The sequence below is a fragment of the Pseudomonas sp. S3E12 genome (assembly GCF_001702295.1).
GTDB classification, from domain to species: Bacteria; Pseudomonadota; Gammaproteobacteria; order Pseudomonadales; family Pseudomonadaceae; genus Aquipseudomonas; species Aquipseudomonas marginalis.
Window position 1 is genome coordinate 120,486 of record NZ_MBDT01000014.1, and the last position, 13,990, is coordinate 134,475.

Genomic DNA, 13,990 nt, shown 5'->3' on the forward strand with positions numbered 1-13,990 from the left:
GCGAGGTTTGCGCCATGCATCATGCCCAAGAACTCCAAGTCATTGCCCCGACGCTTTTTCTCAGTGACGCCGATGTGGCCTCGCTCGCCGACTGGAGCACCGCCGTCGCCGCGCTCGCCGAGGCGTATGCACGCCCTGCATCGGATGCCATGGTGCCGCCTCGCTCCATGGCCCGGGGCGATGGCATCTGGCTGCGCAGTTTGACTGCCGTACCTCCGGCTGGCGGCCATATGGGCTGCAAGTTGATCGCAGCCTCCATGCGGGCGCGCTGCGCCAGCTACCTGATTGCGTTGTTCGATCAGAAAACCATGGCGCTCAGTGCCCTGATCGACGGCAACCGGGTGACGGGTTTGCGCACCGCGGCAACCGCTGCGCTGGCAGTCGATTTACTGGCGCCCAAGCGCGCGCTGCGGGTGGGGGTGATTGGCTCGGGGTTTGAGGCCCGTGGCGCATTGGACTGCCTCAAGTCCGTGCGCGATGTGGCGCATGTCCGGGTATTCAGTCCAACGCCCGCTAGCCGCGAGCGTTTTGCCGAGAGCTTCAGGCCAGGGCTGGAGATCCAAGCGGTGAACAGCGCGCAAGAAGCTGTGCAGGATTGCGACGTGGTGATTTGTGCCGCCCGCAGTCGTGACGAATCTCCGGTCCTGCAAGGCGCCTGGCTTTGCCCGGGGGCCACGGTTGTGTCGTTGGGTTCCACCTTGCCTGAGCAACGGGAAGTTGACCCGGTCACGATGGAGCGAGCCGTCTGCATCGTCGCCGATATGCCGCAAGAGGTGCTTCACGATACCGGTGACGCCATTGCGGCGATCAGTGCCGGCGTTTATGTCGCCGACAAATTGGTCGCGCTGTCGGAACTCGTCGCGGGCCGTGTCATACCGCGCCAGCACGCAAGCGACATCGTTCTCTACAAGTCTGTTGGCTCGGCGCTGCAGGACGTCGTCATCGCCCAAGCGCTGTACGAGCGCGCCCGGCAACAAGGCCTCGGCATCGAGTTGCCCGCCAGCATTGTCCCTGTCTCGAAATAACTCCCTTCACTGTTCAAAGGAAAATCATCATGGCCACATACAAGAAAGCGGATGCCCGTGCCTGGGCGCGGGAAAACCTGGTGGGCTGCTCGGCTGTCACCATCCCAAGTTTCAGTGCTGATTTGAAGCGTCTCAATGAGCGTGGCATACGCCACGACATCGAACATACGGTTGGCCTGGGCTACAGTGCTACGTTGCTGTGCAGCGAGCTGGCGATTTCTATCCAGGAGAATGCCCAGTTCACTGCCTGGGCCCGTGAGTCAGGGAAAGACCTGATCCTGTTTTTCCATGCGGCCTTTGGCACGCTTGCCGAGAATATCGAGGCGGTGAAGCTCGCCGAGAATGCCGGTGCGGACATCGTCCTACTCTCCTATCCACCACAGTTCTGGCCGACCTGCGAGCAGGAAATCTACGACTACACCAAGTCGTTCTGTGACGCGACGGACCTCGCCGTCATGCTCTTCCCGATTCCGCTCTGGGGCTTTGAGCGCGTGCATCCGGCAGGGATGTCCTTGGAGTTGGTCAGTCGGCTGTTGGCCGATTGCCCGAATATCGCGGCCATCAAGTCCGAGCAAGGGTTCCCGCTGCCGGCGGGCATTTGCGAGATGTATTACCACTTCCGTGATCAGGTGGTGATCAGTTGCCCGATCGAAGGCGACGCAATCCCCTTGATGAGCCTGATGAAGTTGCAGTTTTCCGGCACCAGCAACACCGCCTGGATGAGCGACTACTACCCGAAAGCTTTCGAACTGGCACGCACGGGCCGCTTTGAAGAGGCGATGGAACTGTACTGGAAGGTCAATCCGGCACGCAGCGCCAACGGCGCCGCCGCGCAAAGCTATGCCGGCGGCACTGGTGTGCTCAATCGCACGATGTGGAAATACCAGGACTGGCTCGCCGGCTTCAACGGCGGCCCACTGCGTGCCCCGGCGATGCGCGTGCCGGATCGCTTCATGAAGTCGCTGCGTCAAGGGTTGGTTGCGTCGGGGTTGCCGGTGACTTCGGATCCTGACAGCGCCTTCATGATCGGGCGTCATCCGTGCTGATCAGGAGGGTTGCACAGTGAAGCATTTACTTAAAGATCCCACACTGTGGCGTGACGGTGCCTATATCGCCGGTGAGTGGCTGAGCGAGACGCCGCACGGTCACTACACGCTGCGTAATCCGGTTGACCAAACGGTGCTGGCCGAGTTGCCGCGTTGTCGTGAAACTGAAGTTCGGCACGCCATCGACGCGGCGAATGAGGCCTTTGGCCCATGGCGTCGCCTGACGGCCAAACGCCGTGGCGAGGTGTTGCGCCGCTGGTATGAGTTGATGGTTGAACATCGGGAGGACCTTGCCACGCTGATTACCCTGGAGGAGGGCAAGCCACTGGAGGAGGCGCGGGGTGAAGTCGATTACGCGGCGTCTTTTGTGCGCTGGTTTGGCGAGGAAGCCACACGGGTGCGCGGTGATCTGATTCCGGGCGTAAAGGACACTCAGCGCATCGTGGTCCTGCGCGAACCCATCGGCGTCTGCGCGGCGATCACGCCCTGGAATTTCCCCGCTGCGATGATTACACGCAAGGCCGCTCCGGCCCTCGCGGCCGGTTGCACGATGGTGGTGAAACCGGCCAGCCAGACACCCTTGACCGCACTGGCGCTCGCCGAACTCGCCCTGCGCGCGGGAGTGCCGGCGGGTGTGTTCAGTGTGATCACCGGCAATGACACGCGCGATATTGCCGGTGAACTCACGGCCAACCCGTTGGTGCGCAAGCTCACGTTCACCGGGTCCACGGAAGTGGGCCGGCTGCTGCTTGCGCAAGCGGCGCAGACGGTGAAGAAATGTTCCATGGAGCTGGGTGGCAATGCCCCGTTCATTGTCTTCGACGATGCTGATCTTGATGCGGCGGCTGACGGTGTGATGCTGGCCAAGTTCCGCAATGGTGGGCAGTCCTGTATTGGCGCGAATCGGGTGTTGGTGCAGTCAGCGGTTTATGACGCATTGGCCGAGCGTATCGTCGAGCGCATGGCGCGCTTGAAGGTGGGCAATGGCCTGGAGCCGGGTGTACAGGTCGGGCCGTTGATCGATGACGCAGCGGTACGCAAATCCCAGGCACTTGTTGATGATGCGCTGGCGCAAGGGGCCCGGCTGCTTTCCGGCGGCAAGCCCCATGCGCTGGGCGGGTGTTTCTTCGAGCCCACCTTGTTGGCCGATGTGGCCCACGGGATGCGGGTTGCGCGCGAAGAAATCTTCGGCCCGGTCATGCCCCTGGTGCGTTTCGACACGGATGACGAAGCCATTGCCATGGCCAACGACAGCGAGTTTGGCCTGGCGGCGTATCTGTTCAGCCGTGACGCGGCGCGTATCTGGCGCAACGCCGCGCGCATCGAATCGGGCATGGTGGGCATCAACTGTGGCTTGATTTCAAATGAAGTCGCGCCTTTCGGTGGCGTGAAGCAGAGCGGACTTGGGCGCGAGGGTTCACACCTCGGAATCGACGAATTCCTTGAAGTGAAATACCTGTGCTGGGATGGCTTGGAAAGCGTTTGAACTAACGCCGTTAAAGGCCGATGGATGGCGGCTCGTGTGGGCCGTCGTTCATCGGCTTTTGTATTTGTTCTGCCGCAAAGGCAGGCACTCCGAACAATGCCCCCGGCTTACCTGCGAGACCCATCGCCGCCAGCGATACCTCGGATTGTGCAAAGCGATTTCAGCGCTGATAGCCGATTCGATAGTCTCGTGGCTGATCCGACATTTTCCGTCGGCATTCCATGTTCCTGCGGCATTGACGCGATAGCGCCGCAGAGCTCGTCGGTGCGCCATGCAATGTCTGCCCGAGTGAATAAGAATAATTAGGAGAGCGTGATGATTGCAGCAGTCAGTAAGGTCCTGGTGATTGGGGGAGGGTTCTCCGGTATGACCGCGGCTATCCAGCTCGCCCGCCAGGGCGTCGAAGTGGACCTCGTCGAAATCGATCCATTGTGGTGTCCTTTGGGGGCGGGGATTACGCTCAGTGGGCCCACGCTGCGAGCGCTTGATACGGTTGGGATTCTGGAAAGGGTCGCCGGGGAAGGGTACCTGTCGACCAATTTCGATGTGTTTTCACCGGCGGGCGACCTGATCGTGCAATTGGCGCTTCGACCGCCGGTCAGCGATAAGCCGATTCCCTGTGGTGGCGGCATCCTGCGCCCGGTACTGGCTCGAATATTTGCCGACAGGACGCGGGAAGTGGGCACCCGTGTGCGCCTGGGCATCACCTACGACAGCGTCATCGAGCATGACGATGGCATTGACGTGTCTTTCACCGACGGGACCACTGAACGCTATGACCTGGTCGTCGCCGCTGACGGCGTGCATTCGCGCACGCGAAAGGACTTTTTCCCGGAAGCACCCTCGCCAAAACCCATTCATCAGAGCGTCTGGCGCGCGGTGCTGAAGCGTCCGCCGGAAATCGTGCGCCCCACTCATTGGCTGGGTCGCACCAAGGTTGGCGTCAATCCAATCTCCGAAACGCACATGTACATGTTCCTCATGGAAAACCGCGAGTTTTCCGAGTGGATTGATCCGGCCAGTTGGCCGGGTGAAATGGCGCGCCTGCTGAGTGAGTTCCCAGCCCCGATCCTGCAAGCGCTGGTGCCACAACTGCACGAGGCGGGCGCCAATATCGACTATCGTCCGCTGTCCAATCTGTTGGTGCCGCTGCCCTGGCACAAGGGCCGTATCGTGCTGATCGGCGACACGGTGCATGCCACCACGCCGCACCTGGCTTCCGGGGCCGGCATCGGTATCGAGAGCGCCATCGTGCTTGCCGAAGAGTTGCTCGCCAGTAGCAATCTACAGACGGCCCTGAGCCGGTTCGAAACGCGGCGCTGGGAGCGTTGCCAACTCGTGGTCGAGAACTCCGCGCGTCTGTGCGAGATAGAGAAAAGTGGCGGGGACAAGGAAGAGCATGCGCAGATCATGCGTGAGTCCACTGCGACGCTGGCTGAGCCTATCTGATTGATTGCGACCCTGCTGGATGAGAAGGGTCGCGCTTCTGGTCGTTAGGAGCAGTGATCGAAAATAACGACCTCTTTGACGTAAGCGAAAAAAGACGCCGACGTCAGCGCCACGCCGTCCTCGGCAAGTTTTTGAAACAGCGCTCGCTGATACTGCCGAAAGGTCGAAAAATCCGCTTCATTTTCAAACCACAGGCTAGAGGCGCCTTCGTATACGGCGATGTTTGGCCCGAAATAGGCCGTCACCTTGTCACCCTCGGGCAGATACCGGGAGCGAACATACCGGCGTAGGGCGTTCTGGAAGTCGGGCTGTTCGCGGGTAATGCTCTCGTGAGCTGCGTCCCAAGCTTCGAAAAAACGATCGAGCGCCATCGCGGGATTCTTCTTCAGCAGGATCATCGCCTTCCACTGGAGGGGGGCTTTAGCGACGTTGGAGGTCTCTATTTCTTCGTCCATCAATTGAGCGAGCTGCTCGGAAAGGTCAGCGAAGTTCTTTGCATCTGGGCCGACGGTTTGCTGGGTATAGGGATCGCTGAAGGTGCGAATCAAACCTGGCACGTCTTCAAAAAACAGCTCCGTAATGGAGTCTTTGTGGAAGGACTGTGCATAGGCATTGTCGGCGTCGACCCCGAAAGCCGCGTCGATGACATGGTTTTGCACGTACCGTTTGACGCCTAACGGTTTGGCTTTAGCGATTTCTCCGTGGGTGTGCTCTACATAGTTTAAAAACTCAGCATGCGTCATTCCTGGTTTTCTGCGTACAGCGGCTAGGATTTTAATCATGGGCGCGTTCTCGTTTTTGGCAGGGTTGACTGGTCTTGGACCTTAAATGCATTTTGTGCGGGTGTTATTCATCTAGTTGTTTTTCAACACCAAAATATAGAGTCAGAGTGGCCCTGCAAACCAATCAGTATTTCTACTGGCTGGTATCACGCAATAACATGCTTGACCAGCCTTGAGTCGGCTTCGGCTTCGGCTTTGAGCGTTTGGTGTGAAGTGAGAGAGCTCTGAAGGCAGAGCATGTAGTGAGCGTACTCTGCATCGCCTATAAGCTTTGCAATAGCCCTTCATGCCTGCATATCGGGGAACATCGCTTCTTGGACGAGACCGTCAGTGTTGGGTATACACTGGTTAAGCCAACAGCACTCAGCTTTGGAATATGGCATGGTGCTGTCCGCAAAATTGCATAAAAACGAAAATGAAAGCCCATCTGGTCCGCTATTTCAACACGTTCAGTATGCCTGCCTGGACCATCAAGAAAATGCTCATATGGCCTCATATTAGTGAGCAAATTGGCGCTTGGGGCGTTTAATTCCCCAAGCATATACGGCAATTTCCACCAAACCCATGCGGGCCTCCAGGTGCGGAGTGAGTGAATTGCCCACTGTCCTTGAATCCAGAAGGGCAGGCAGGCGCCGCAGGTCGAGGGAGCCAACCATCACCACTACATTGCGCGATCAGCTTCTGCGCAGCCAGGCTTGTCTCAACAGAGGTTAGCTTCTTCGAGATGGCTGCTGTTTCACCCTGAAGCTCTGTTGCCCAGGCTCCAGAGGCATATCCGGCTTGCGGCAGTGAGATAGGAAGCGCTCCTGACGAGGTCGTAAGAATGAGTTGGACAGAGCCATATGTCCGATTACCATTTGAATTGACCGCAGCCTTTCTCGTGCAAAGGAGCGACCACTGTGCTTCGCTTTGTGGAAGCTGAAACCCGACAACATTAAACGCTTTGTCATAGGACTGCACTTGGCCGTTATTTTGTGAACTACAAGAAACCGCCTCAGGGTCAATGGCCAAAGAGTCAACGGATTGCGGTAATGAACTCAGACGCTTCACGCTTATGGAAAAAACAGTGGGCGTCTCGCCCGGCGGCATGGATATTGACGTAGCAACGCCTTTAGCACTAAGTGCACGACAAGCAACGTAAGCATCCAAAGAACTGCGAACCACTAAACTTGAATCGGCTTGGTTGTAGTTGGTGTTTGTATTGAGCGACTGTTCTGCTTTGCAGTACTCATCTTTCGAAGAGTAAGAAAAACCGAGCGCGGATGAGGCGTCTTTGTAGTCAATCCCAAATCCCGAACCGGCCATTTTGCACACGTTTTGGTAGTAGTACTTCCTTTGGTCAGAGAAGGATACGTCGTGACGGACATCCCGGGACGCATACCTAAGAATATCTCCACAAGACTCGACTTCTTCAGCGGACGCAAGCGGTGCAAGGCCGCTGAGGAGCATGGTGGCTACCATAGGAAAAAATGCCTTCAAAGTCTGCTCCTTGCGAATAGATTGCGTTCGTCAGATGCTGGATTAGTGGAGCCCTTGAGGGGGCGGTCAAATTCCTATGCTTCATTCCTATGGCATCTGAGTATGGTCGAATTACTAGGAATGGCAATTGGCTATCCCTTGTCCACCTTTTAACTTTATCGTTGAGACTCCATCCTCTTCGCAAATCGCTGATGCTGCCGGGCTTTGCCTTTTAGGTTCTGACTCCAGCATTGGCGCGCCTGACTTCATCTCTCCAAACATGTTTCATGTCTCGCTCTCACAACGGAGCGTTGACCGGACGGCACGGTGTGCAAAACTACCTGGTGACCCGTTCGGCTAAGTTGCCATCGACGATACGGAAAATGGAAGAGAACCTCATGAATGATGCGTCGGCGTTGCCCGCTGGAGGATGGACGATTCACCCCTACAGTTCGATGGATCGTGATGAGCTGCAAGCGCAACTGGTGGCAAACGGGATCGAGAGCCAACGGCAATTGCCTGTACTGTGCAGTGACATTTGTGCGTTGCTGCAGCGCTGCTATCCCCCGCACCTGCTGGCGGTCCTCGCCCATTACGGGCTGCAGGCACCGGTCAGTGCCGAGGGCGTAGCTCAACGCAGTCTAATGTCGGGCATCGGGCAGCCGCATGTCGAATTGCTGCAAGCCTTGATCCTGACGTTGCGTCAGGATCAGTGGGGGCAGCGCCCGGCTGAACCCGACGAGATTCAGCAGTTAATCGAGCGCCTGAAAGCCCTAGCAGACGCGTTTTACCATGCCCGGTACACCTCACTGTCCGAGGCGAAGGAGGTGAATGAACGCGCCGCGTTGGTGCTCCAGGAGCGCTTGCGCGGGCATACCCAGTTCGTCAGGAATTGGGGCTACCATGGTGCCGTGTTACGCATTGCCCGCGAGCTATACGGCGCGTTGGACGGCGACCTTACCGCTGCCTACGGATTCGGCGCGACCGACGTGATCGAGGTGGCTAAGGCCTTGCTCGTGGATGTCGAGCAGCGCGCATCAGAACGTCTGCGGCGATTGGGCGCGATTATCCGTTGCCAAACCCATGCTGAAATGGTCCACGCTTTTTTTCGCGAGCCTGACTTTGTCGAAGGCGATCCTGAGGCGTTTCTGCGCCAAATCCCGGAAACCGTAAGCCGCGAGCAGTTGGCCGGTTGGATAATGTCTCACGCCGATTTTCAACTGCTCAAGCTGGCCATCGTGGACTCCGAAGGCATCGCACACGCCACCGGCCGTGATCGAGGCGTCGTGGTACGGGTGTTGGAACGCTTGTCGCGGGAACCTGGGAGCTTAAGCGCCGACGACATCCCCCATTTCTTCATGGGTAATCCGATCTGGTCTGCACCCTGTATCAGTACCGGACTTGAGTACTTCTTCCCCATGCCCCAGTTAGTGTTCAGTCATATTCATAGCGTAATGCGTTCGCTGTTGGGAGACCTCACCCCGGCCGTCAGGAACAAAATGGCCCGGACACGGGCCGAGTACCTGGAAGCGCAAGTAACCGATCTGCTGCGAGGGGCATTTCCTTCCGCCCGGCTGCAGGCGGGAGTCAAGTGGGCGGTGGGGGTAGATCGCTACGAGACGGATGTACTGCTGATCCTCGATCGTACGGTGCTGATTGTTGAAGCGAAGTCTGGAGCTTTGAGCGCACAGGGTCTGCGCGGGGCGCCAGACCGAGTTAAACGCCATGTGCAGGAATTGCTGGTCGAGCCGGCCGTTCAATCAGATCGGCTGGCGCAGGTGATTGACGCTGCCAAGCGTGGTGATGAGCTCAGTCAACAGGTTGTTACATCCCTAGGGATTGACGCCAGGGTAATCGATCAGGTGATTCGGCTGTCGGTGACACTGGAGGACTTTTCCATTCTCGCTAGTTGCGAAGCGGAGCTGAAGGAGGCAGGTTGGGTGCCGCTGGATCTCGAGCTTGCTCCGACGGTGAATCTCGCCGACCTTGGCTGCATTTTAGAAGTCTTGGAGGAGCCGGCATACATCCTCCACTATTTGGCTAATCGCGGATCTGTCCAGCGCTCGACGGGGCTGCTAGGCGATGAACTGGACTACCTCGGATTCTATCTGCAAACCGCCTTTGGCATGGGGGAAGTCGCGCGGACTGACGCACTGTTTGCCATCTCCGGCCTGTCCGAGCCCGTTGACCGCTATTACACCAGCCGTGATGCCGGAGTAAGTCTGCCAAAGCCAACGCTGCTGTTACCCGACACGCTGCGCTATATGATTCTAGAGGCGCAGCGTCGTGGCCGTCACGGCTGGACGACAGTCAGTCTGGCGTTGCTGGACATCGCTTTCCACGCTGGCGACAGCCTGGACGACGAGCTACTGGCGCTTAAACAGGATGTTGCGGTGAACCCGCATGATCCCAAGCAGCCGCGAGGGCTCGCTGTCTTGCCGGCGCCCTACAGCGATAGCGTGGTGGCGTTCTACGTCTTTCCGCGCATGCTCTCCAGTACGCGTAATGAAGTGGCTGGTCAGTTCGCTCAGGACATACTGGCGCAGACTGGCAAAGCCCGCTGCGTTGTCGTGGGGCGCATGATCGAAACGTGGCAGCAGCCCTACAGCTTCACTGCCATCGTGTTCCCGGGTTGAGACCGTGTATCCCATGGGCCGGTATTCCGGGGTGGCGTGAATCAGCACACTGTAGTCGAGCGTTCAGCCGGCGCGCCAATGACTGAGGTGTTGCCAGCCGTCAACAACCACTACATTGACGGCCTTAGCCAGCGCATAGGCAATATCGGGCAGAGCGCACAAGGCTGTGCCCACGAGCGTCAACAGCGTTGCAACAATAATCGCGCTGGCCTGACCCGCCAGCGCGTGGGGGAGGGTGATTTGCTCGTGGTAGCGGATATTGTCGAAGCACAGGCGCATGTGCGTTTTCAGTGCGGCAATCTCAAACACGGCATTACCGTGCAGATCCTGCAGCGTGCGTAAGTCCTGGCGTAGCGATGCCAGTTCACGGAGCTCCTCGCTAGGGTAGTGGTGCATCGCTGTGGTGTTGCTGAAAGAGTGCGACTTATTCTGCGCGACCGAGGGTGTGGGTTCAAAGGTCGCGCGCAGCGCTTGGATTTTCGCCGTGGCGGCCAGGGCGATGGTTACGAGGCCTGAGACCACCGCAAGGAGTAGGCCGAAGACCAGCATATGATTTTTTTCAAAGAGGCCGAGCGCCGTAAAGGTTGTCACCACCAGCAGTAGCGCTAGTCCTATTCCTAGAGCTGTTTTCATGATCGCGCCTACGCATTATTGGACCTTCATTATGGCCGGCGCCAGGCTGGGATTCTAGGCTGCTGCCCCGTAGCGGGGCGAGGCGGAGGGCGAACTTGACGAGTGACAGCGCATACCTCAAGCGGACCGTCACCCAGACTCCCTGTATGATCCACACAGCCATGCGAGATAGCGCGGAAAGGGTTTAGGATGGACATCCTTATGGACAAAGTGTCGAGTTAATCGTTGCTCATTTCGCGCTGCACAAGCCTCGGAATGTAGTTATTAAAAAAAGTTCTTGGAAATGGAGGGCAGCATCGTGACGGCATTCCAGTGGCTGGTGAAAGATTCCCCAATTGATTCGCCTTGGCTACGCGGCACGAAGATTTTTGGTGTCAATAAGCCCGTCATGTTGATCGATCAGTTCGGCGGTAAACAACCTTACCTAATTAACCAACAGTACCGGGAAGAGGGCGAGTTGAGTTATCCGGCCTGTGCCAGGGTCGTGGTCGATTCCAATTTGTTGGACGGCATCGCAGCGCTGATGTCTGGTGCTGAGATAGAAGATGGCATGCGAGGCTTTATTGAGTTTGTCTCGCGAGAAGGCTGGGATATCAACGCGGGCTTCTTTTTGGTCGAGCAGTATGCAAAATCAACGCGCGCAAATTTCATACTTCATGCCACACGGCGCTTACGGTTGCTTTATCGGTTTCTAGCCATGGACACCGGTTATTTTCTGGCGACAGGTAACGTCCGCCTGCTCCCGGCCGCCGTCGCGCATTATCTTGCGAAGGAGGGCGTAGATTCCCTTGATGAGATTGCCGAGCGGCATGTGCATTCATTTATCGCAACCCACACCCAGCGTAAGGCTCTGGAGACAGTTGAAGTCACCGAGATAGCATTGCTGAAGATGGTTCTGTTACGGGAATTTGAAATGCGAGGCGCCTCGGCAGCAGACCAGTATATTGCTTATCAGCGGTTTATCAGCTCTACGGTAAATGTCTCGCTTGCGCGGGAAAGCCAGTTGGCTTTGCATTACTTCAGCGGGCAAGCAGGCTCTCTGCTCGGAATCAAGGAGAACACCTCACGTAAAAAGGCGCTCAGAAATATTTCCGCTACCGCGTGGGACTTGTTGCTGCTGAGAACGCCAGAACTGCTATTGAAGCCGCCAGTGAATGGTGGCCATGTCGAAATCGCCTTTGTCGCGACACATGAACTGAAGCTGGCCGAGCTGGCGCAACTCATGGCAATACACACATTGTTTCCTGGCACCACGCCCATCGTTCAATACGATATGACAAAGGTACCAGATGAGATCATCGACACCATTCTCAATGAGTTTGACGGGCAGATGGTGAGCCCGATTTTTCGGCAGGGACCACCGAGCATCCCGACAGGACTGCGTGATGCGCTAAGTAATTCGCTTTTGCAGCGGTTGCCGCAGATGGGAACGTTTGAGTAGGAAATTTGCAGGATGACCATCCTGTAACGAAACGAAATGTCCTTCCCGCGTACCGTGTCGCGGATGTTGCGATGCCTGGCCAATGTTCAGTGTTTGCACGCTACTGAATCTGACCAAGAGGGAACATTAATGAACGGCAACTATCGATTCTAAAGCTGCTCTTCGCGAAATGCGATTGAGCTAAGCGATGCGATATATCGCTGTCGTCGCGCCGGTTGGTGATGGCAACATCAGCGACTCGTGCATATGTTACGGACTTGACATTGGTATGGATCTGACTATGGACTGGAAACTGGAGCTCGCCGCTCGCCAACTGTATGTCTTGGAACTTGCTAACGGAAAGTTTTACGTGGGGCAGGCAAAGGATTCAAACCGTCGCATTAAAAAGCATTTCAGTGGCACGGGATCTCAATGGACACGCCTCCATCCACCCGTGCGCGAAGTACGTCGGGTCGACTTGGGAGAGATTGACTACAGGACCGGGGAGTTGGCGGAGAACGAAGCAGTTCTCGCGCTGATGCGCATCCATGGGTATCAGAATGTTCGAGGCGGTTTCTTTACTAATTTGAGCCATGAGCTCACCGTCAAGGCCCTGATCAGTCATGGCCACCATGACGTGGTAGGTGCAATGCCTGGCATGGAAGCCTTCAACAGCGTCGCGTCCGCGATGGCCGCAGGACAACCACCCTGCGATGTTGTCGGCCCCGCAGAGTTGGGCAATGGCGGGGAGTACTCGCTGTTCGTGTTACTGCTGGAGGGGGACCGGTATTTTGTAGGCTACAGCAGTAACCCGGTCGCACGCATTCGTCGTCACTTTGCGGGCAAAGGTTCGGAATGGACCACGATGTATAGACCTGTTGAGGTTTTAAGCGTCCGATCTTTGGGAATAGTCGCCGAGTCGGAGGCCGCGAGTTTCGCCGCCAAGGCTACGGTAAGTCTGATGCGTAGAGTAGGGTGGCAGCATGTGCGGGGTGGCCCATGGTGGAGCGTTGACCCCGAGGCAACGCTCAAGTTACTGGTGGGGCATGGCGTCGGCGAAATCCCACCCTCTGTTCCATAATCTCTGCGGACGGGGGGACTTTTTCAACAGAATCGCCCGTGAGCGAACAGTCGGGATCGGCAGCTAACGGCCAATAGCAGACAGATCGTTCTACAGCCTCGGCGCTTTGTATCAGCCAGCAGAGCACTAGCGCAGAGAGGAAAAATACTGAGTAGGCGGTTTACCCAGTGCTTTCTTGAACATAGTGATGAATGCATTAACAGAGTCATATCCCAGGATGCCCGCCACACGTTGCACGGATACCCCCTCCGCCAAATGACTCAGTGCGATCATCAAATGCAATTGTTGACGCCAGCGTCCGAAGCTCAGCCCGGTCGTGCTTTCTACAAGCCTGGCCAGCGTTCGTTCACTGGTTGCAAGCCGAGTGGCCCACTCGCGCAACGTGGTTCGGTCGCCTGGATCTGAGAAGAGCGTATCCGCGATTTGTTTGATCTTGGGGTGGTCTGATATCGGCAAATGCAGCTCTTTCAGCGGGGCATCGGAAAGCTGCTCAAGCAGCACTGCAACCAGCCGAGCTGTCTTGCCCTCGGAATGGTAAGCAGGTTCCTGTTCAGCGAGATGCAGGACCATCTCCCGAACAAGGGGCGTAATGGCAACCGTGCAGCATTCTTCAGGCATGGCTGCCGCACCGGGCTCAACGAACAGAAAGCAGGTCCGGGCGTTTTCGGTCACTCGGCAACTGTGCGGCGTGCCGCCCGGGATCCATACGGCGTGCTGGGGAGGGACAAGCCAGAGTGCATTTTGCACCTCACAGCTCACTGCGCCATGCAAAGACAGGATGAGCTGGCCTTTGCGATGATCATGCGGACGGGCACCCGAATCATTGAGGTCAGGCGCAACCTTGAGGGCAATCGCTGCCTGGGCGAAAAGGTCTGAATCGAAATCTTCCGGCGAGGAAACGACATTTTTTGAGCTTGGCATAATTTAGATATCAGGTGTCTTGATATCTATATTAGCCGGTTCTGAAGTTCTCT

At 57.2% G+C, this 13,990-nt stretch carries 11 protein-coding genes; 7 read left to right on the forward strand and 4 right to left on the reverse strand.

Annotated elements, in window-relative coordinates; translation table 11 throughout:
• The first annotated feature begins 14 nt into the window (after window positions 1-14).
• The 4 genes from BB029_RS13245 (at window position 15) to BB029_RS13260 (ending at window position 5,006) form a co-directional block, all read left to right on the forward strand.
• Window positions 15-1,025 carry an ornithine cyclodeaminase family protein gene (locus tag BB029_RS13245; RefSeq protein WP_065939503.1) on the forward strand — a complete coding sequence of 337 codons (1,011 nt, stop codon included), beginning with the start codon at window positions 15-17 and terminating at the stop codon, window positions 1,023-1,025.
• 29 nt (window positions 1,026-1,054) lie between these two features.
• Window positions 1,055-2,071: a dihydrodipicolinate synthase family protein gene (locus BB029_RS13250; RefSeq protein ID WP_065939504.1), complete on the forward strand. Its 1,017-nt coding sequence runs from the start codon at window positions 1,055-1,057 to the stop codon at window positions 2,069-2,071.
• Between the two features lie 16 nt (window positions 2,072-2,087).
• Window positions 2,088-3,557, forward strand: a complete 1,470-nt coding sequence (locus BB029_RS13255) for an NAD-dependent succinate-semialdehyde dehydrogenase (RefSeq protein ID WP_065939505.1) — start codon at window positions 2,088-2,090, stop codon at window positions 3,555-3,557.
• A 315-nt stretch (window positions 3,558-3,872) separates the two neighbouring features.
• A complete protein-coding gene (locus BB029_RS13260; RefSeq protein ID WP_083236397.1) occupies window positions 3,873-5,006 on the forward strand; it encodes an FAD-dependent oxidoreductase in 1,134 nt (377 codons plus the stop codon).
• A gap of 44 nt (window positions 5,007-5,050) precedes the next feature.
• Here BB029_RS13260 and BB029_RS13265 read toward each other — a convergent pair whose 3' ends face one another.
• Window positions 5,051-5,788, reverse strand: a complete 738-nt coding sequence (locus tag BB029_RS13265; protein WP_065939506.1) for an EthD domain-containing protein — start codon at window positions 5,786-5,788, stop codon at window positions 5,051-5,053.
• 525 nt (window positions 5,789-6,313) lie between these two features.
• Window positions 6,314-7,267 carry a hypothetical protein gene (locus BB029_RS32865; RefSeq protein WP_141696535.1) on the reverse strand — a complete coding sequence of 318 codons (954 nt, stop codon included), beginning with the start codon at window positions 7,265-7,267 and terminating at the stop codon, window positions 6,314-6,316.
• Window positions 7,268-7,575: 308 nt separating this feature from the next.
• Here BB029_RS32865 and BB029_RS13270 point away from each other — a divergent pair, with 308 nt between their 5' ends.
• Window positions 7,576-9,882, forward strand: a complete 2,307-nt coding sequence (locus tag BB029_RS13270; RefSeq protein ID WP_141696536.1) for a hypothetical protein — start codon at window positions 7,576-7,578, stop codon at window positions 9,880-9,882.
• Between the two features lie 63 nt (window positions 9,883-9,945).
• On the opposite strand, the gene BB029_RS13275 is transcribed toward BB029_RS13270, so the two are convergent.
• Window positions 9,946-10,515: a hypothetical protein gene (locus BB029_RS13275; RefSeq protein WP_065939508.1), complete on the reverse strand. Its 570-nt coding sequence runs from the start codon at window positions 10,513-10,515 to the stop codon at window positions 9,946-9,948.
• A 298-nt stretch (window positions 10,516-10,813) separates the two neighbouring features.
• On the opposite strand from BB029_RS13275, the gene BB029_RS13280 reads away from it, so the two are divergent.
• Both BB029_RS13280 and BB029_RS13285 read left to right on the forward strand, forming a co-directional pair.
• Window positions 10,814-11,956, forward strand: coding sequence for a hypothetical protein (locus BB029_RS13280; RefSeq protein ID WP_141696537.1), 1,143 nt, complete (start codon window positions 10,814-10,816; stop codon window positions 11,954-11,956).
• A gap of 280 nt (window positions 11,957-12,236) precedes the next feature.
• A complete protein-coding gene (locus BB029_RS13285; RefSeq protein ID WP_168166818.1) occupies window positions 12,237-13,016 on the forward strand; it encodes a GIY-YIG nuclease family protein in 780 nt (259 codons plus the stop codon).
• A gap of 126 nt (window positions 13,017-13,142) precedes the next feature.
• Here BB029_RS13285 and BB029_RS13290 read toward each other — a convergent pair whose 3' ends face one another.
• Complete coding sequence (locus tag BB029_RS13290; protein WP_041931406.1) at window positions 13,143-13,937, reverse strand: helix-turn-helix domain-containing protein; 795 nt, start codon at window positions 13,935-13,937, stop codon at window positions 13,143-13,145.
• Window positions 13,938-13,990: the final 53 nt, after the last annotated feature.